15 protein-coding genes are annotated in these 18,802 nt (G+C 63.3%); 10 read left to right on the top strand and 5 right to left on the bottom strand.

Annotated features, from left to right (window positions below):
• Positions 1–87 precede the first annotated feature (87 nt).
• The 9 genes from AC13EY_RS06455 to gcvP all read left to right on the top strand — a co-directional run bounded on the left by AC13EY_RS06455 (position 88) and on the right by gcvP (position 11,824).
• Positions 88–660 carry a UPF0149 family protein gene (locus tag AC13EY_RS06455; protein ID WP_228245449.1) on the top strand — a complete coding sequence of 191 codons (573 nt, stop codon included), beginning with the start codon at positions 88–90 and terminating at the stop codon, positions 658–660.
• Between the two features lie 10 nt (positions 661–670).
• Positions 671–2,011 (top strand): Xaa-Pro aminopeptidase, encoded by a 1,341-nt coding sequence (gene pepP / locus AC13EY_RS06450; RefSeq protein ID WP_482877684.1) that lies wholly within the window; start codon positions 671–673, stop codon positions 2,009–2,011.
• A complete protein-coding gene (gene ubiH, locus AC13EY_RS06445) occupies positions 2,008–3,198 on the top strand; it encodes a 2-octaprenyl-6-methoxyphenyl hydroxylase (RefSeq protein WP_482877682.1) in 1,191 nt (396 codons plus the stop codon). The genes pepP and ubiH overlap by 4 nt, the downstream gene beginning before the upstream one ends.
• 15 nt (positions 3,199–3,213) lie before the next feature.
• Positions 3,214–4,440 carry an FAD-dependent monooxygenase gene (locus tag AC13EY_RS06440; RefSeq protein ID WP_269688053.1) on the top strand — a complete coding sequence of 409 codons (1,227 nt, stop codon included), beginning with the start codon at positions 3,214–3,216 and terminating at the stop codon, positions 4,438–4,440.
• Between the two features lie 101 nt (positions 4,441–4,541).
• Complete coding sequence (locus AC13EY_RS06435) at positions 4,542–5,543, top strand: extracellular solute-binding protein (protein WP_228245445.1); 1,002 nt, start codon at positions 4,542–4,544, stop codon at positions 5,541–5,543.
• A 174-nt stretch (positions 5,544–5,717) separates the two neighbouring features.
• Complete coding sequence (locus tag AC13EY_RS06430) at positions 5,718–7,289, top strand: ABC transporter permease (protein WP_410172312.1); 1,572 nt, start codon at positions 5,718–5,720, stop codon at positions 7,287–7,289.
• A gap of 74 nt (positions 7,290–7,363) precedes the next feature.
• On the top strand, positions 7,364–8,449 hold the full coding sequence (gene gcvT, locus AC13EY_RS06425; protein ID WP_285677445.1) for a glycine cleavage system aminomethyltransferase GcvT: 1,086 nt from the start codon (positions 7,364–7,366) through the stop codon (positions 8,447–8,449).
• A gap of 30 nt (positions 8,450–8,479) precedes the next feature.
• Entirely contained in the window at positions 8,480–8,860 is a 381-nt protein-coding gene (gene gcvH / locus AC13EY_RS06420; RefSeq protein WP_228245442.1) for a glycine cleavage system protein GcvH, read from the top strand.
• Positions 8,861–8,938: 78 nt separating this feature from the next.
• Entirely contained in the window at positions 8,939–11,824 is a 2,886-nt protein-coding gene (gcvP, locus tag AC13EY_RS06415) for an aminomethyl-transferring glycine dehydrogenase (RefSeq protein ID WP_482877679.1), read from the top strand.
• 11 nt (positions 11,825–11,835) lie between these two features.
• Here the strand turns inward: gcvP and creC are convergent, their stop codons facing one another.
• From creC to AC13EY_RS06395, 4 genes are all read right to left on the bottom strand, one after another.
• Positions 11,836–13,299, bottom strand: a complete 1,464-nt coding sequence (creC, locus tag AC13EY_RS06410) for a two-component system sensor histidine kinase CreC (protein WP_482877677.1) — start codon at positions 13,297–13,299, stop codon at positions 11,836–11,838.
• A complete protein-coding gene (gene creB, locus AC13EY_RS06405; RefSeq protein WP_482877675.1) occupies positions 13,296–14,000 on the bottom strand; it encodes a two-component system response regulator CreB in 705 nt (234 codons plus the stop codon). Before creB ends, creC begins: the two co-directional genes overlap by 4 nt.
• An 80-nt stretch (positions 14,001–14,080) precedes the next feature.
• A complete protein-coding gene (locus AC13EY_RS06400; protein ID WP_482877674.1) occupies positions 14,081–14,647 on the bottom strand; it encodes a class GN sortase in 567 nt (188 codons plus the stop codon).
• Positions 14,640–16,616, bottom strand: a complete 1,977-nt coding sequence (locus AC13EY_RS06395) for a marine proteobacterial sortase target protein (protein ID WP_482877672.1) — start codon at positions 16,614–16,616, stop codon at positions 14,640–14,642. Before AC13EY_RS06395 ends, AC13EY_RS06400 begins: the two co-directional genes overlap by 8 nt.
• A 136-nt stretch (positions 16,617–16,752) precedes the next feature.
• Between AC13EY_RS06395 and mgtE the strand changes: the two genes are divergently transcribed.
• Positions 16,753–18,375 carry a magnesium transporter gene (mgtE, locus tag AC13EY_RS06390; protein ID WP_228245436.1) on the top strand — a complete coding sequence of 541 codons (1,623 nt, stop codon included), beginning with the start codon at positions 16,753–16,755 and terminating at the stop codon, positions 18,373–18,375.
• Positions 18,376–18,389: 14 nt separating this feature from the next.
• Here mgtE and AC13EY_RS06385 read toward each other — a convergent pair whose 3' ends face one another.
• Positions 18,390–18,800, bottom strand: coding sequence for a PH domain-containing protein (locus AC13EY_RS06385; protein ID WP_228245435.1), 411 nt, complete (start codon positions 18,798–18,800; stop codon positions 18,390–18,392).
• Positions 18,801–18,802: the final 2 nt, after the last annotated feature.

Genomic DNA, 18,802 nt, shown 5'->3' with positions numbered 1-18,802 from the left:
ACCCGCTGCGCGGGTCGCTTTGTCGGGCGCAGGATACCGGTATTTGCGAGTTTGCGGCAGCCTCAGTCAGCAGTCTGGAGTATGTTTATGGCCTTGATGCCGGCAGTGTTTGATTTTGATCGTTATGCGCAGATCTGCAGCGACGTGGGCGCGGTGGGTCAGCCGGCCGAGCTGCATGGCCATCTGGTCGGTCGTCTGAGTGCGGGTGCGCGGCTGGACCATACCACCTGGCTGAGTGTGGCGCAGGAGTTGCTGGATGGTCGCGGTGCTCTGACCGAGGCCGGCAAGGTGGCGCTGATCCAGTTGTACGACGCCAGTTTGGCCGAGTTGTCGGGTAGCGGGTTCGATCTGACGCTGGTGTTGCCCGATGACAGCGCCGCCATCGATCACCGGACTGCCGCGCTGGGGCAGTGGTGCGAGGGTTTTCTGGCCGGTTTCGGCATGGTCGAGCGCAGCGCCCAGCTGAGCGAGGAGGCCGATGGCGTCCTGCGTGACTTCGCTGCCATCTCGCAGGTTCAGACCGACCTCGACGAGTCCGAGGCCAACGAAGTGGACTTTATGGAAGTGATGGAATACGTGCGCATGGCAACCCTGATGCTGTTCAGCGAGTGCCAGAGCGCCGACCCGAAACAGGATACGCCCCCCGCTGCTCTGCATTGATGAGGTAAGCATGCGAATCACCAAGGCCGAATATGCGCGCCGCCGCAAGGCGCTGATGAGTCAGATGGAACCCAACAGCATCGCCATTTTGCCGGCGGCGCAGGTCTTTATCCGTAATCGTGATGTTGAACACAATTATCGCCAGGACAGTGATTTTCAGTACCTGACCGGTTTTCCCGAACCGGAGGCGGTGGCCGTGCTGGTGCCCGGGCGTGAGCACGGCGAGTACGTGCTGTTCTGCCGCGAACGCGACAAGGAACGCGAGTTGTGGGATGGCTATCGCGCCGGGCAGGAAGGCGCTGTTGTCGAATACGGTGCCAATGATGCGTTCCCGATCAATGATATCGACGACATCCTGCCTGGGCTGATTGAAGGGCGGGAGCGTGTCTACTACGCCATGGGCGCCAATGCCGACTTTGACCGCCGGCTGACTAACTGGATCAACCTGATTCGCAGTAAGGCGCGTCTCGGTGCCCAGCCGCCGAAGGAGTTTCTGGCGCTGGACCATCTGCTGCACGATATGCGACTGTACAAGAGTGCGGGCGAGCTGAAAGTCATGCAGGCCGCCGCCGATATTTCCTGTCAGGCCCATGTGCGTGCCATGCAGTTCTGCCGTCCCGGCGTCTACGAGTACCAGCTCGAGGCCGAGCTGCAGCATTGCTTCATGCACCACGGCAGCCGCTCACCGGCGTACTCGTCGATCGTGGCGGCCGGCGTCAACGGCTGCATCCTGCATTACACCGAGAATACGGCACAGGTCCGCGATGGCGATCTGGTGCTGATCGACGCCGGCTGCGAGCTCGATTGCTACGCCAGCGATATCACCCGTACCTTCCCTGCCAATGGCAAGTTCAGCCCGGAGCAGCGGGCGATCTACGAGATCGTGCTGGCCGCGCAGGAAGCCGCCATGGCGGTAATTGGTCCCGGGCACAGCTGGAATGAGTCCCATGATGCCAGCGTGCGGACGATCACCGCAGGGCTGGTCGATCTGGGGCTGCTCAAGGGCGATGTCGACGAGCTGATTGCCAGCGAAGCCTACCGCCGTTTCTATATGCACCGTCTCGGTCATTGGCTGGGTATGGATGTACACGATGTGGGCGAATACCGGGTGGGCGGTGTCTGGCGCGAGCTGGAACCGGGCATGGTGATGACCGTGGAACCCGGCATCTATATTGCGCCGGATGACGAGACGGTGCCACGTAAGTGGCGCGGTATCGGCATTCGTATTGAAGATGATGTGGTTGTTACCAAGACCGGTTATCAGGTGCTGACTGGCAAGGTGCCGAAAGATCCGGATGAAATCGAGGCGCTGATGGCTGCCGCGCGTCAGCCCGAGGCCGAGCCGGCGTGAGCCAGCACATCAGTATCGTCGGTGGCGGGATGGTGGGTGCCAGCCTGGCCCTGGCCCTGCAGCAGCATGCAGCCCGTCGCGGCTGGCGAATCAATCTGATTGAGGCGCAACCGCCGGCCAGAGGACAGACTCAGCCAAGTTTTGACGCGCGTTCGACCGCGCTGTCGCACGGCAGTTACCTGCTGTTTGAGCAGCTCGGTATATGGGCCGAGCTGGCCGGACAGGCAGAGCCCATCCGCCAGATTCATGTATCCGATCGCGGTCATCCCGGGGTTACCCGGTTGTTTGCCGAAAAAGAGCGGGTGCCCGCGCTTGGCTGTGTGGTCGAAAATGCCGCGCTTGGGAAGGTGCTGCTGGCTGCACTGGACCCTGCGGTAGTGCGCTGGCAGGCGCCGGCCCGGGTGGTGCGCGCCGAGCCTACCCGCAGTGGCTGGCTGATGCAGGTTGAGGAGCATGAGCAGTTGCACGAGCAGGCCACTGATCTGCTGATAGTCGCTGACGGCGGCCGCTCGGGCCTGCTGGAGCAACTGGGCATTCATCGTCAGGTGCGCCCCTATGGGCAGACCGCGATTATCGCCAATATCACCAGCTCGCAGGGCCATGATGGCGTCGCCTACGAGCGCTTTACCCCCAACGGCCCGCTGGCGCTGTTGCCGATGTCCGCCGGGCGCAGTGCGCTGGTGTGGACGCAGCCTGACGCGCAGGTGGACGAGGTCATGACACTCTCCGATGCGGCGTTTCTTGAGGCGTTGCAGGATGCCTTTGGCTTTCGTATGGGTGCACTGACCCGCGTGGGGCAAAGGCATGCCTATCCGCTCAGCCTGATCGAGGCTGAAGAGCAGGTGCGAACCGGCCTGGTTGTGCTGGGTAATGCCGCACACAGCCTGCACCCTATCGCCGGTCAGGGCTTCAATCTCAGCCTGCGCGATGCCATGGCACTGGCTGATACCCTGATTGATGCCCCGGCGCACGGCGCGCCTGGTGATCTGCGCCTGCTTGAGGGGTACCTTGATCGCCAGCGCCAGGACCAGCAGCAGACCATTGCGTTCAGTGACGGATTGACCCGGCTGTTCAGTAACCGTCGTCCGGTGCTGGCGGCAGGGCGTAATCTGGGCCTGCTGGGGATGGATATCGTGGCACCGCTCAAGTCGGTGTTTGCCCGGCAGGCAATGGGCCTTAAGGGATAACTCTGGAGCGCACAGATGCAACAGCGTTTTGATCTGATTGTGGTGGGGGCCGGCATGGTCGGCTCGGCGCTGGCCTGTGCGCTGGCCGATAGTGGCCTGAAGCTGGCGCTGCTGGATGCGCAGTCCCTGCAGCCTGTGCCAGAGCCGCTCAGTGGCTCCGGGTACGATCCGCGGGTCAGTGCGCTGAGCGCAGCGTCCGAGCAGATTCTGCGCCGCCTCGGCGCCTGGCAGCAGATTCCCTCGTCGCGGCGCTGCGCCTATCGTCATATGTGCGTCTGGGATGCCGAAGGTACCGGTGAGGTGCGGTTTGACGCCCGTTCACTGAATGAGTTGCGCCTGGGGCATATTGTCGAGAACTGGCAGGTTCAGAATGCGCTGCTGGCGGTTCTGCAGGGGCACCCGGTCGAGCTGCTCGGTGACAGTCGCGTGCAAGGACTGGTGCAGGAGGACGACGGCTGGCGACTCAATCTCGATGACGGCCGTCAGTTGCACGCGCCGCTGATTCTCGCCGCGGATGGTGCCCGTTCTCAGCTGCGTGACCTGGCCGGTTTTGCCATGCGCGAGTGGGATTACCTGCATCACGCGGTGGTCACCACGGTGGAGTTGTCCGAGCCGCACCAGGAGACCGCCTGGCAACGGTTTTTGCCGTCCGGCCCGCTGGCCTTTCTGCCATTGCCGTCGCGCGACGGCAAACACTACTGTTCGATTGTCTGGTCGCTGCTGCCCGAGGCTGCCGAGCAGGTCATGGCGCTGGATGACAAGGGTTTCTGCATTGCGCTTGCCGAAGCGCTGGAATGCCGTCTGGGGCCTGTTCTGGCGGCGGATCGGCGGGTCTGTATTCCGCTGCGCCAACGACATGCCAAACGCTACGTGATGCCGGGCCTGGCGTTGCTGGGCGACGCCGCCCACAGCATTCACCCGCTGGCTGGGCAGGGCGTCAATCTTGGTTTTCTCGATGCTGCCCAGCTGGCCGATGTGTTGCTGGCCGCCCGCGAGCGTGGCGAGAATATCGCGGATCTGACGGTGTTGGAGCGCTACGAGCGTGCGCGCATGGGCAACAATCTGGCCGTGATGGCGGCAATGGAAGGCTTTGAACGTCTGTTCCATGCCGACGCCTTGCCACTGCGCTGGCTGCGCAATACCGGTATGGCGCTGTTTGATCGCGCTCCGCTACTTAAAAGCGGCGTCATGCGTCAGGCCATGGGGCTGAGCGGAGAACTGCCCAGTCTTGCGCGCGGCTGATCGGTAACATCTCGCGACGGACTGGGGCAGTACGCCGCATTGCCAGTGCAATGGGGAATGATTATCATCTCCTCTCATTTTTTCAACGGAGAGGCGTTTTCATGTCTGTGATCCGCAAGCTGGCAGTCTTTGGCCTGGCCATCAGTACCCTGAGTGGTGTCGCTCAGGCCAAGGAACTGGTTGTTTATTCGGCACGTCAGGACCACCTGATCAAGCCTGTATTCGACCTCTACACCGAGAAGACCGGTACCACCTTTCAGTTCATCACCGACAGCGAGGCGCCGCTGCTGGCGCGTCTGAAGGCCGAAGGTGCCAATACGCCGGCTGATCTGCTGATCACCGTAGACGCCGGTAACCTCTGGCAGGCCGAACAGCAGGGTGTGCTGCGCCCGGTCGAGTCCGACATCATCAATGCCAACATTCCGGCCAAGTACCGTTCCGCCAACGGTTACTGGACCGGTCTGTCGCTGCGCGCCCGCACCATTGCCTATTCCACCGAGCGGGTTGATCCGGCCGAACTGAGCACCTATGAAGCGTTGGCGGATGAGGCCTGGGCCGGCCGTCTGTGTCTGCGTACTGCCAAGAAGGTGTACAACCAGTCCCTGACCGCCACCATGATGGAAACTATCGGTGTCGAGCGCACCACTGAAGTCCTGCAGGGCTGGGTCAGCAACCTGGCAACGCCGGTGTTCCCGGATGATACCGCTCTGCTGAACGCCATCGAGGCCGGGCAGTGCGATGTCGGTATCGTCAACAGCTACTACTTCGGTCGCCTGGAAGCAGCCAATCCCGACCTGCCGATCAAGCTGTTCTGGCCGAATCAGGATGACCGTGGCGTTCACGTCAACATCTCCGGCGCCGGTGTGACCCATTACGCCAAGCACCGTCGCGGCGCGATCGCCTTCCTTGAGTGGCTGACCACCGAAGAAGCCCAGCGCGTGTTTGCCGACGTCAACCAGGAATTTCCGGCCAACGAATCGGTTGCGCCGTCCGAAGAGGTTGCCTCCTGGGGCTCGTTCAAACGTGACGACGTCAATGTGGAAGTGGCCGGTCGCCGTCAGGCCGAGGCCATCATGTTGATGGATCGCGTTGGCTGGAACTGATCCGGCGCGATTTTGCCGATATACTGCACGCCCGGCCGGGGTCATATGCCCCGGCCGGGCGTTGTTGTTTTTGCTCCACTGGTTGAGCTCGCAGGAGTCTGAGTGCCGCTTCCGTCCGTTGTGTCCAAGCCCCACTGGCGCGCCGTAGCCTACACAGGTGCCGCGCTGGTACTGATGCCGTTGCTGGTACTGGCGCTGAGCTGGAGCAGTCTGGATACCAGTATCTGGCGCCACCTGCTGGAAACCCAGATGCTGCGCCTGCTCGGTAACACTCTGGTGCTGTCGGTTGGCGTGGTCGCGGGTGTGGTGCTGCTCGGCGTCAGCCTGGCGTGGCTGACCAGTCTGTGCGAGTTTCCGGGGCGACGATGGCTGGATTGGGCGTTGATGCTGCCGTTTGCGGTGCCGGCCTACGTGCTCGCCTTTGTGATGATCGGCCTGCTGGACTTTGCCGGGCCGCTGCAAAGCCTGTTGCGCAGCTGGCTGGGCAACGATTTTCGGATGTTTTCGATTCGCTCCACCGGCGGTGTGATCTTTGTACTGGTGCTGGTGTTTTATCCCTACGTCTACATGCTGGCGCGCGGTGCCTTTCTGGCGCAGGGGCGCGGGCTGATGGAGGCGGCGCGCATTCTGGGTCACAGCCCATGGCATGCGTTCTGGCGGGTTGCACTGCCAATGGCGCGGCCGGCGATCGGCGCTGGTGCCGCGCTGGCAGTGATGGAGACGCTGGCGGATTTCGGCGCGGTCTCGGTATTCAATTACGACACCTTCACCACCGCTATTTACAAGACCTGGTACGGGTTTTACAGCCTGCAGACAGCCACCCAGCTAGCCAGTCTGCTGCTGCTGTTCGTTCTGCTGGCGCTCTATGCCGAGCGCCGGGCGCAGGGTAGTCGGCGTTTCCCCGGCGTTGACAAGCCGCGCCAGGGGGCACTGTTTCGTCTGCGGGGGGCGCGTGGCTGGCTGGCGACCGGTTACTGTCTGCTGGTACTGGCAATCGCGTTCGTGATCCCGCTGTTACAGCTGTTCTACTGGCTGTTGACCAGTGATCGCAATGACTTCGATGACCGCTACTGGTCGCTGATTCGCAATACCCTGAGCCTGGGTGCCATCGCTGCGTTCCTGACGGTGTCTGTTGCGCTGCTGATGGTGCTGGCTCGGCGTCTGCAACCTATGCGTCGGGTGCGCTCGGCGGTCGCGCTGGCCAATCTGGGGTATGCCCTGCCCGGATCTGTGCTGGCGGTCGGCATCATGTTTGCGTTCAGTTTTGCCGATAATCAGTTGCTGGTTCCGCTACAGGGCTGGTTCGGCGTTGAGGAGCCACGGCCCTGGTTGCTGGGCAGTCTGTTTGCGCTGCTGCTGGCCTACCTGATTCGCTTCATGGCGGTTGCCAGCGGTCCGATCGATACGTCGCTCGCGCGCATTCGGCCGGCCCTGCCCGAAGCCGCACATAGCCTGGGACATTCCGGCTTCAGCGTATTCTGGCGCGTCTATTTGCCGCTGCTGGTGCCCGGATTGCTCAGCGCCGGTCTGCTGGTGTTTGTCGATGTGCTCAAGGAAATGCCGGCAACCCTGCTGATGCGGCCTTTTGGCTGGGATACTCTGGCCGTGCGCATCCACAGCCTGACCGCAGAGGGCGACTGGCCCCGGGCGGCGCTGCCGGCGATTACACTGGTGGCGACCGGCTTGCTGCCGGTGATCATCTTGATACGTCGCTCCGCGCAGCCGGTCAGTCGCCGCACGCGCTGATCGACGGGCTGCACAGAGCGCAGGTTTGCGGCTACAATTCGCCCTTTGCAACCCCCTGATTGAAGGACGGCGCAATGGCCTTGCGGACCCCTCTGTACGACCAGCACCTTGCTGCTGGTGCCAAGATGGTCGATTTTGGCGGCTGGGAAATGCCGATCAACTACGGCTCCCAACTCGAAGAACACCATCAGGTACGCCGTGCTGTCGGCATGTTTGATGTGTCCCACATGACCGTCGTCGATGTGGCTGGCAGCGAGGCTCAGGCCTATCTGCAGTACCTGCTGGCCAACGACGTTGCCCGCCTGAAGACGCCCGGCAAGGCGCTTTACAGCGGTATGCTGAACGAGGCGGGCGGGGTGATTGACGATCTGATCGTCTATCTGGCAAGCGACGGTTACCGGGTCGTGGTTAACGCGGCAACCCGCGAGAAGGATCTGGCCTGGATGAACACTCAGGCCGAGTCTTTTGCCGTGAAGCTGACCGAGCGCGCCGACCTGGCAATGATCGCGGTACAGGGCCCGCAGGCCCTGGAGCTGGTCAAATCGGTGGTCAACGATGATCGCGCGGCGTTGATCAGTGACCTCAAGCCGTTCCAGGGCCTGGCCTCGGGTGACTGGTTTATCGGTCGTACCGGTTACACCGGTGAAGACGGTCTGGAAATCATGCTGCCCGCCGAGCAATCAGCCGAATTCTGGCAAACGCTGCTGGCCGCCGGCTGCAAACCCTGTGGTTTGGGTGCGCGTGACACCCTGCGCCTGGAAGCCGGCATGAACCTGTACGGCTCGGATATGGATGAAAGCATCTCGCCGCTGGCCGCCAACATGGCCTGGACTATCGCCTGGGAGCCGGCTGAGCGCGACTTTATCGGCCGTCAGGCGCTCGAAGCTCAGAAAGCCGCCGGCGATCAGCCCAAGCTGGTGGGTCTGGTGCTGGAAGAACGCGCGGTGCTGCGTGGCCACCAGAAGGTTATCGTCGACGGTGTCGGCGAGGGCGAAATCACCAGCGGTACCTTTTCCCCGACCCTGGGTTACTCCATCGCGCTGGCCCGTGTGCCACGTGCGACCGGCAGCAGCGCCAAGGTCGAGATTCGCGGCAAGCTGCTGGACGTGCGCGTGGTCAAGCCCTGCTTCGTTCGCAACGGCCAGTCGGTCATCGAATAAGTATCAAGTTCAACCCCCGAGGATATTCCCATGAGCAACATTCCCGCCGATCTGCGTTACGCCGCCAGCCACGAGTGGACCCGTCTGGAAGCCGATGGCACCGTGACCGTTGGTATCACCGACCATGCGCAGGACCTGCTGGGCGACGTGGTTTTTGTCGAGTGCCCCGAGGTAGGTCGCGAAGTCGCTGCCGGTGAAGAGTGCGCGGTGGTCGAGTCGGTCAAGGCCGCTTCCGACATCTACGCACCGATCAGTGGCGAAATCATCGCCGTCAATGACGCCCTGGCCGACTCCCCCGAGCTGGTCAACAGCGCACCGTACGGTGAGGCCTGGTTCTTCAAGATCAAGCCGAGTGACGCTGCCGAACTGGACAAGCTGATGGACGCCGCAGCCTACGGCGCCTCCATCTGACCGGTTTTTTTGCTGTAGTGCTGAAGCCCTGATTCGCGTCGGGGCTTTTTGCTTTCACACTTTGCACAGGTACACCCCATGAGCCACACCCCGAGCCTCGTCGAGCTGGAACAGACCGACGCCTTCATTCGTCGTCACATCGGCCCGGACGCCGCAGAGCAGCAAGCCATGCTGTCGACCCTGGGCGCCTCCTCGCTGGAAGCGCTGGTTGCCGAGACCGTGCCGCAGAGCATTCTGCGCACTGATCTGCTGGCGCTGGACGGCCCGCGCAGCGAGGCCGAGGTGCTGGACTATCTGAAGCAGGTTGCCAGCCGCAACCAGATCTTCACCTCCTGCATCGGCATGGGTTACCACGGCACGTTGACGCCGACCGTGATCCTGCGCAACGTGCTGGAAAACCCGGGCTGGTACACCGCCTACACCCCGTATCAGCCGGAGATTGCCCAGGGTCGCCTGGAGTCGCTGCTGAACTTCCAGCAATTGACCATCGACCTGACCGGCATGGAGCTGGCCAGCGCTTCGCTGCTGGACGAAGCCACCGCTGCGGCCGAAGCGATGGCGCTGGCCAAGCGGGTTGCCAAGAGTAAGAGCAACCTGTTCTTTGTTGATCAGGATTGCCATCCGCAGACCATCTCCGTGGTGCTGACCCGCGCCGAGGCCTTCGGCTTCGACGTGGTGGTCGATGACGTCAGCACGCTGGGCGACTACGAGGTGTTCGGGGCGCTGTTCCAGTACCCGACAACCTGGGGTGAGATCCGCGACCTCAAGCCGCTGATCGAACAGGTTCAGGCGCAGAAAGGTCTGGCCTGCGTGGGCGCCGACCTGCTCGGCCTGACCCTGCTGACCCCGCCGGGTGAGCTGGGCGCCGACGTGGTCTTCGGCTCGGCGCAGCGCTTTGGCGTGCCGATGGGCTACGGCGGACCGCACGCGGCGTTCTTTGCCACCCGCGACGCGTACAAGCGTGCGATGCCGGGTCGCATCATCGGTGTGTCTGTCGATACCCGTGGCAACCGCGCCCTGCGTATGGCGCTGCAGACCCGTGAGCAGCACATTCGCCGCGAGAAGGCCAACTCGAACATCTGTACCGCACAGGTGCTGCTGGCCAATATCGCCAGCTTCTACGCGGTCTACCACGGCCCGCAGGGTCTCAAGCAGATCGCCGAGCGGGTGCAGCGCTTTACCGCGATTCTGGCTGAAGGCCTGAGTGCGCAGGGCATCGAGCGTCGCAACGCGACCTTCTTCGACACCCTGACCCTGAAGGTGCCGGGCAAGGCCCGCGAGATTCTGGAACGCGCCCGCGCCGCCCGTATCAACCTGCGCGTGATCGATGCCGATCACCTGGGCGTCAGCCTGGATGAAACCACCACCCGCGCTACCATCGACCAACTGCTGGCTGCCTTCGCCGGTGCCGCGCACGGTCAGGATATTGCCACGCTGGACGCCAAGGTCAGCGCCACCGAGATGGGCATTCCGGCGGCTCTGCGTCGCACGTCCGCCTATCTGACTCACCCGGTGTTCAACAGCTACCACTCGGAAACCGAGATGCTGCGCTACATCAAGTCGCTGGAGAACAAGGATCTGGCGCTGAACCACGCGATGATCCCGCTCGGCTCGTGCACCATGAAGCTGAACGCCACCACCGAGATGATCCCGATCACCTGGCCGGAATTCGGTCAGTTGCACCCGTTTGCCCCGCTGGCGCAGGCCGAGGGCTACAAGCAGATGATCGACGAGCTGGAAGCGATGCTGCGCACCATCACCGGCTTTGACGCCATCTGCATGCAGCCGAACTCCGGCGCGCAGGGCGAGTACGCCGGTTTGCTGGCGATCCGCAAGTTCCATGAAAGCAACGACGAGGGTCACCGCAACGTCTGTCTGATCCCGACTTCGGCGCACGGCACCAACCCGGCTTCGGCGATGATGGCAAGCATGCGCGTGGTGCTGGTCAACTGTGACGATCAGGGCAACGTGGATGTGGCTGACCTGCGTCAGAAGGCTGCAGACAACGCCGACAACCTGTCCTGCCTGATGATCACCTACCCGTCGACCCACGGTGTCTACGAGGAAGGTATCCGCGAGATCTGCGAGATCATCCACCAGCACGGTGGTCAGGTGTACATGGATGGCGCCAACCTGAACGCACAGGTGGGCCTGACCCGTCCGGCCGACATCGGCGCCGACGTATCGCACATGAACCTGCACAAGACCTTCTGCATTCCGCATGGCGGCGGCGGCCCGGGCATGGGCCCGATCGGCGTCAAGGCGCATCTGGCGCCGTTCGTTGCCAACCACCCGGTGGTACCGCTGGATGGCCCGAACCCGGAAAACGGCGCAGTCAGCGCGGCGCCGTGGGGCAGCGCGAGCATTCTGCCGATCAGCTGGACCTACATCGCCCTGATGGGTGCCATCGGTCTGCGTCAGGCCACCTCGGTCGCGATCCTCAACGCCAACTATCTGGCCAAGCGTCTGGGTGATGCCTATCCGGTGCTGTACAGCGGTCGCAACGGCCGGGTGGCGCACGAATGCATCATCGACATCCGTCCGCTCAAGGCAGCCTCGGGTATCAGCGAAGAAGATGTGGCCAAGCGCCTGATGGACTTTGGTTTCCATGCGCCGACCATGTCGTTCCCGGTAGCCGGCACCTTGATGATCGAGCCGACCGAGAGTGAGTCCAAGGCCGAGCTGGATCGCTTTATCGACGCGATGCTGACCATTCGCGCCGAGATCCACAAGGTCGAGCAGGGCGAGTGGACGGCAGAGGACAACCCGCTGCACAACGCGCCGCACACCCTGGCTGATATCACCGGCGACTGGCAGCGTGCCTACAGCCGTGAAGAAGCGGTATTCCCGCAGCCCTGGGTCGCGGCCAACAAGTTCTGGCCGAGCGTGAACCGGATCGACAACGTGTACGGTGACCGCAACCTGTTCTGCGCCTGCCCGCCGATCGAGGCCTACGAAGGCTAAGATCGACTCAGTCAGGAGAGAGAGGCGGCGTCCTCTCTCTCCTGGTGGTTTCTGTTCAGCATCATCTCCACTTCCACGCCGCCTTCCGCGCGGTTATACAGGCTCACCCGGCCGCGGTGCAGTCTGGCGATTTCCCTGACAAAACTCAGCCCCAGCCCGGTGCTCTTGCGCTGGCCGTCTGGCCGCGGCAGGGAATAGAAGCGTTCAAACACCCGTCCCAATGCATAGTCCGGCACCGCCGGCCCGTCGTTGCGCACGCGCAGACTCAGGGTCGAGCCGCTGCCGGTGATCTGCAGCGCAACGGCACCATCGGGCAGGCTGAACTCGATGGCGTTGTCGAGCAGATTGCTGATCGCCTGCTCCAGCAGGAAGCGATCCCCCGCCAGTGAGCAGTCAGCGTCACATTCAAGCGTGAGCGTCAGGCCCTTGCGTTCTGCCAGCGGGCGCTTGGCCTCCAGCTCGATGGCGGCAATCTCTGCTAGATCAACTCGCTCGGTTTGCTCCAGTTGCTGGCGCTTTTCGACCCCCGCCAGTGACAACAGACGATCCACCAGCCGCTGCAGACGCAGCGACTCGCCGTCGATATTGGCCAGAAAACGCGCGCGCATGGGCTCGGGGACGTCGGCTTCCTGCAGCAGTTCGGCCGCGCCGCGGATCGCCGACAGCGGCGACTTCATCTCGTGGGTCAGGGTATGCACGTACTGCTCGACGTAGGCCTTGCCGTCAATCTCGCGGCGCATCGCCTCGGTGGCAGCGGCCAGCCGTGCCAGCTCCTTGTCGGCCAATTGCGGCGGGCTGACCCGCTCGCCGTGGCGCACCCGCTCGACGTAATCCACCAGCCGTCTGACCGAGCGGTTCAGCCAGAAGGCCATGCCGGCACCGAGCAGCAGGGCGCCGAACAGAATCACCCCGCCGCGCTGCCAGAAGTAGCCGTGGGCGAGGGTGATGAACGGGTGCAGGCTGGCGTTGGGCTTGCCGAGGGTCAGCACGCCGGCGAGCTGGCCGTTCTGATACATCGGTGCGGCGATGTACATCAGGCTGCTGGTGTCGTCCTCGGGATCGATGCGTGTGGTACGCGCACCGTACTCGCCACGCAGGGTGAGCGATACGTCGCGCCATTGTGAATAGTCCTCGCCGACCTGCTGTGGGTCGGTGTGGTAGAGCACGGTGCCATTGAGGTCGGTCAGGTAGATCACCAGCTCGGTGCCGGTCTTGTGTCGTGACCAGATCTGGGCGTTCAGCTGACGTGCCAGATAGCGGTCAATGGCGACGGCAAACGGGCTGTCCGCAGCAAAACCCTCCTGCCAATGCTGTTCGGCGATTTCGGCCAGCAGGTTGGCGCTGTCGACCATGACCTCCTCGCTGGCCTGGCGCACCGACGAGGGCACCTGATTGAGGATGCTGTTGAGAAACAGCACGGTGGCCAGCCCGGCGATGACGAACCACCCGAGCAGCAGCCGGGTGCTCAGGCTCATCCGTCTGCACCCGGCAGCTGCGGCTTGATGCTGTAGCCCAGTCCGCGGTGGGTCACGATCGGGTCGTGGCTCGGGAGGATGCGTTTGAGCTTGGTGCGGATGCCCTTGATGTGGGTGTCGATCACCCGGTCGAGGCTGGCACCGGGGTCGGCCCAGACTGCCTCCATCAGCTGATCACGGCTAAGCACGTGCTCGGGGCGGCGCAGCAGGGTGCTGAGAATCAGGTACTCGTAGCGAGTCAGCTCCAGCCATTGCCGGTGGTAGCGAATGCGCCGCCGCTCGGCGTCGTGTAGAAACAGCTCGGCGGGCGCCGGCTGTTCGCTGGCCAGCGGCTCGGCCCGGGTGCGGCGCAGGATGGCACGCACCCGGGCGGAGATTTCCCGCGGGCTGAAGGGTTTGACCACGTAGTCGTCGGCGCCGATTTCCAGCCCGACGATGCGGTCGACCTCTTCCTTGCGCGCGGTCAGAAACATGATCGGCAGGGCGGAAAACTGGCGAATGCGGCGACAGACTTCAAAGCCGCTTTCGTCGGGCAGACCGACATCCAGCACCAGCAGGTCGACCGGGTTGTCGCGCAGCCACTGCATGCCATCACCAGCCAGAGCGCACCAGTGCACGTCGAAGCCCTCGGTGCCCAGTGCGTAGACCAGCGCATCGGCGATGGCGGGCTCGTCCTCGATAATCAGAATCCTATCCGGCATGGTCTGCTCTGTCCGTGAATCGTCCGCCGATTGTGGCGGTTTCGCCGGGGGCAGTGCAATCATGCAGGGGCCTGCGGCAATCACGAGGCAGGCTCCTCCAGCCAGGCGGTGACGACATAGCGCAGGGGACCGCCGCTGGTCAGCGCGCGGAACGGATAGCAGGTGACCAGCCGCAGTTCGGCGCGGTCGTACTGCAGCACCATCGGCTCCTTGCGACTGTCGACGATACGCTGGGTCGCCACGTGATAGCGGTACTCGCGGCCGCTGGCGTCCTGCAGGGTGAGAACCTGGCCGGTCTGCAGGTGTTCGACAAAGGCGAAGTGGCTGTCCTGGTGGCCGGCCAGCAGCAGGGTGCCGGTCTGCCCGGGCGCCACACCGTTATTGAGTTGCCCCGGGCCGAAGGCCAGGGCCTGGCCGCTGACACTGTCCAGCACGTAGCGGGCTTCGCCGTCGGGCGTGGTCAGTTTGGCAACCGGCCAGGTATCGGCCCAGGGCCAGGGCTTGCTCGGGGTCCCAGCCTGCAGTTGCTCGGCCCAGGCGTCGGCAATCAACCATTGGGCAAGCCACGCCTTGGCCTGCAGCCAGCTGCCCTGGGCTGCGACGGCCGCGGCACCCAGTAGCAGGGCAGCGGCAATCAGCTTACGCATGGCGCGGTTTCCAGTTCAGGATCAGCAGGCCAGCCAGCAACAGCGCGATTGCCAGCGCCCAGAGGCCATTGAGGCCGAGCGAGGTCTGCGGGTACAGGCGGTGGTCGACCGGGTTCAGGTTGGGCACCAGTTGGCTGTCGAGCGGCTCGTCAGCGGCGCGTACCGGTTGCTCCTCGACGGCGACGAAGCTGGTGAAGCGGCTCATCAACTGGTGCTCCAGCGCCACCGGCAGGACCAGATCGCGCACTTCGTCCTCGCCAGCGCCCTCGTTCAGGCGATCCATGGCGGCTTCGATCTTGCGGCGTGCCCAGATCCGGGCGATGCCGTTGCCCTGCTGTGGTTCGGGAATTTGCAGGTGCTGCTCCCATAGCGCCGGTTGGCGGCCGTGCAGGGCTACTTTCTCTGGCAGTTGGTTCAGTTTCATGGCGATCAGCAACGGCCGGTCCGAGTACAGGTCGGGCAGCTTTTGCGGCCAGATTTCGGCATCGATGCCTTCTGGCAGTTCCAGCTGCAGGTGGGTCAGTACCGGTGACTCCAGTTTCTCGAACAGCCGCTCCATGGATTGTTCAATGCCGCTGCGATCATCAATCGAGGTGAACTGGCCGCGGCCGACTTCGGCTGCCTTGCGCAGCAGGAAACTGTTTGGGGAGGCGCCAATGCCGACGGTGAAGATCCGCGCCTGACGCAGGCGCTGCTGGATCATCTGCAGAACCTCGCGCTCGTTGCTGACCGAACCGTCGGTGATGAAGATCAGCTGGCGCAAGTAGCCTGCCTCATTGGGCTGGGTCAGTGCAGCACGCAGCACCGGCAACATCTCGGTGCCGCCACCGGCCGGCAGCCCGGCGACCCAACTGCGGGCCTCACTCAGGTTCTCTTCGCTGGCCGGCACCGGTTCGCGATAGAGCATGCTGTACTCGCTGTTGAATTCGAGCACATTGAAACGGTCTTCGGGCTGCAGGCGGCTCAGTGCGTGAATCAGACTGCTGCGCGCCTGGCGAATGCGCTCGCCCTGCATCGAGCCGGAGGTGTCGAGAATCAGAAACACTTCGCGCGGCTGGCGCTGGCGACTGACCGGTTGGGCAGCAGGCGACAGCATCATCAGCGCGTAGTGATCTTCGCCCACCTGCTCAGTGAACACGGCGACCTGATTGCCGGCCTCGCTCGGCAGTTGCCAGTTGAGGACGAAGTCGCGATCCATAACCACCGGATTTTCCAGCAGTTGAACGCGGTATCGGCGGCCGTCAAAGTGGCTGCTGATGGCGTGGCTGGGGCTGCTCAGGCTGTGCAGGGCAAAGCCGCTATCGAGGGTGATCTGGATGTCGGCCTGATGGGATGGGCCGTTGCGCCAGAGGCTGGCGACAATCGGGCCTTCCGGGCTGGCAGAGCTGGCGTTCGGTTTGCGTTGCTGCCCGTCGACCGGCTGCGGGCGGGCGTTGTAGCGCGGCGTCATGGTCAGCGGCAGGCGCAGGCTGTAGCGTCCTGCATCCGGCTGCAGCAGTTCGGTGTAGCTGAGGATGACGCTGATGGTTTCACCTGCGCCGATATTGGCGACCGAGGTGCTGAACAGGTTGGGACGCTGCTGTTCGACCAGGCCGGTCTGCTGGCCGTTGTCACGGGCTTGCTGATAGGTCTTGCGGGCCTGCTCGCGCTCCTGAATCTGGCCGTTGATCCGGCGCTCACCGATTTCCAGGGTCATGGCATGAATGGCGGCGCTCTCGCTGGTCGGCAGCACGTAGCGACCCTCGGCAAAGGCGCCACCGGGGTTGGTGAAGGATTGGCGAATCTGCACCTCGGCTACCGGGCCGCTGATCTGCACCTGCATGTCGGTATTGAGCAGCAGCGCCGGTTGCCAGCTGCCGTCGTCCGAGCGAAGCAGGAACATGCCTGTCTCGGGGTTTTCTGTTGATGCCTGAGTGGCGTTGCTGAACAGGCTGATACACAGCAGCAGCCAGGTGATTGCGGTTTTCATGTCGGGCCTCCCTGATGGACGATGCCGGCAGTGTGGCGACCCTGTTTGTGCTGATTATGTGGTTTGTGTGTGGTTTGGGGCGTCTCTGAACGGTACATTAACGATGACGTTAAACGCTGCTGGAGCATGCCTGCCTATGACCGACACCGACAGCCAGACCACCCGCACCGAGCTGGACGCCATTATCGAGGCGTTGCATCGGGACAAGCGCAAGCGGGTGCGCAAGCTGTTGCGTGGCATGCATCCCGGTAAGGTCGCCAGTCTGCTGGAGGCGCTTGATGGCGCCGAGCGCCTTGCCCTTTGGCAGCATATTGATGATGACCGCGAAGAGCAGGTGCTGAAGCATCTGACGCCACTGCTCGGCGCCCAGCTGCGCCGTGAGCCCGATACCTCCGACCTGACCGACGAAGATGAGGAAGGCGAGGGTGCTGCTACCCAGATCGCTCGGGTCCGTGACGCGCTGGAGGCCGGCAAGTTCAAACGGGTCGGCAAGGCGTTCCGGCAGATGCACCCGGCCAAGGCTGCCGGCCTGCTCGAAGCCTTGCCGCCGGCCGAGCGCAGCACCGTGTGGGAGATGCTCGATGCCGAGCGTGCTGGCAAGATCCTGGTCCACCTGCATGATGAGGTCCGCGCCCGGCTGGCGCTGGAAATGGACGAGGACGAGCTAGTCGCCGCCGCCCGCAAGCTCGACCTGGATGATCTGGTTGACCTGATTCAGGCGCTGCCCAGTGACAGCGGCCGGCAGCTGTTGCAGGCGATGGATGTGCGCAAGCGCCAGCAGTTGCTGTCGATGCTCTCCTACCCCGAGGACTCGGCCGGTGGCCTGATGAACACCGACCATATTTCGGTGCGCGCCGATGTGCGGGTGGGGTCGGTATTGCGTTATCTGCGTCTGCTTGAAGATCTGCCGGACCATACCGACAAAGTGATGGTGGTGGACCGCAAAAATCGTTACCAGGGCGTTCTGCGCCTGAGCCGACTGGTCACCAGCGCCCCCGAACTGGCTGTCAGCGAGGTGATGGACAGCGACTTTCAACCGCTGGATGTGATGTTGCCAAGCCACGATGTGGCTCGCCGGTTTGAGGACCTGGATATTCTCTCCGCCGCGGTGGTCGATGAAGACGGCCTGTTGCTCGGGCGCATCACCGTTGACGACGTAATGGACCTGATCCGCGAAGACTCCGAGCGCACCATGATGAACATGGCGGGTCTGGATGACGAAGCCGACATGTTTGCGCCGGTCCTGACCAGCAGCCGGCGCCGGGCGGTGTGGCTGGGGATCAATCTGGTTACCGCGTTTCTGGCGGCCTGGGTTATCGGCCTGTTCCAGGGCACGCTGGAGCAGCTGGTGGCGTTGGCGGTATTGATGCCGATTGTCGCCAGTATGGGTGGCATTGCCGGCAGTCAGACGCTGACGCTGGTGGTGCGCGGCATGGCGCTGGGTCAGGTTGAGGGTGGTAACGCGCGGCTGCTGCTGGGCAAGGAGATCGGCATTGCCTGCCTCAATGGGGTGCTCTGGGCGCTGGTGGTCGCCGCCTTGGCCGTGGCCTGGTTTGGCAGCTGGCAACTTGGAGCAGTGATTGCCGCCGCCATTTTGCTCAACCTGCTGTGCGCGGCGGTATCAGGACTGCTTATCCCGCTGCTGTTGCGCCGTGTTGGTGTCGACCCGGCGCTGGCCGGCAGTGTCATCCTGACCACGGTGACCGACGTGGTGGGCTTTCTGGCCTTCCTTGGCCTGGCAACGCTGTTTCTGCTCTGAGTCTGAGGTGGCGATCAGTCGATCGGGTTGCTGACGCTCTCGATCTCGCGTTTGACGTACATCGGATCATCAATGTTGCGAAACTTCACGTCGCTGATGCCGCGGCCGGTCAGCTTGACCGTGCCGTAGCCGAACATCCGCCCCCAGATGCTTTGCTCGATCTCGACGGTCTCGATCGAGCTGAGCTTCATCTCTTCGGTATGCCGGCTGATTATGCCGGTCTTGAGGATCACCCGCTTGTTGGTCACGCCCTGCTCGATGGAGCGCAAGCGAAAGTATTCATACAGCGCAAGCAGCCAGGTCAGGCCGAAGGTCACCAGACCGAGTACCAGCCAGCAGTACATCGGTACCTTGGCGAACCAGTGCAGTTGAAAAACCTTGTGAATGACCTCGCCGCTGGATAGCGACTCTTCGATGTATGACATCT

It is taken from the genome of Halopseudomonas sp. L-58 (assembly GCF_056859475.1).
The sequence above is the reverse complement of the archived record's forward strand: the minus strand, read 5'-3'. Positions and strand labels throughout refer to the sequence as shown.

Coding starts and splice junctions, on each gene's coding strand:
- creB (WP_482877675.1), bottom strand. CDS start 14,000: ATGCCGGATAGGATTCTGATTATCGAGGACGAGCCCGCCATCGCCGAT.
- AC13EY_RS06400 (WP_482877674.1), bottom strand. CDS start 14,647: ATGCGTAAGCTGATTGCCGCTGCCCTGCTACTGGGTGCCGCGGCCGTC.
- AC13EY_RS06430 (WP_410172312.1), top strand. CDS start 5,718: ATGCCGTTGCTGGTACTGGCGCTGAGCTGGAGCAGTCTGGATACCAGT.
- gcvP (WP_482877679.1), top strand. CDS start 8,939: ATGAGCCACACCCCGAGCCTCGTCGAGCTGGAACAGACCGACGCCTTC.
- gcvH (WP_228245442.1), top strand. CDS start 8,480: ATGAGCAACATTCCCGCCGATCTGCGTTACGCCGCCAGCCACGAGTGG.
- creC (WP_482877677.1), bottom strand. CDS start 13,299: ATGAGCCTGAGCACCCGGCTGCTGCTCGGGTGGTTCGTCATCGCCGGG.
- AC13EY_RS06395 (WP_482877672.1), bottom strand. CDS start 16,616: ATGAAAACCGCAATCACCTGGCTGCTGCTGTGTATCAGCCTGTTCAGC.
- AC13EY_RS06385 (WP_228245435.1), bottom strand. CDS start 18,800: ATGTCATACATCGAAGAGTCGCTATCCAGCGGCGAGGTCATTCACAAG.
- gcvT (WP_285677445.1), top strand. CDS start 7,364: ATGGCCTTGCGGACCCCTCTGTACGACCAGCACCTTGCTGCTGGTGCC.
- AC13EY_RS06435 (WP_228245445.1), top strand. CDS start 4,542: ATGTCTGTGATCCGCAAGCTGGCAGTCTTTGGCCTGGCCATCAGTACC.
- AC13EY_RS06455 (WP_228245449.1), top strand. CDS start 88: ATGGCCTTGATGCCGGCAGTGTTTGATTTTGATCGTTATGCGCAGATC.
- pepP (WP_482877684.1), top strand. CDS start 671: ATGCGAATCACCAAGGCCGAATATGCGCGCCGCCGCAAGGCGCTGATG.
- AC13EY_RS06440 (WP_269688053.1), top strand. CDS start 3,214: ATGCAACAGCGTTTTGATCTGATTGTGGTGGGGGCCGGCATGGTCGGC.
- mgtE (WP_228245436.1), top strand. CDS start 16,753: ATGACCGACACCGACAGCCAGACCACCCGCACCGAGCTGGACGCCATT.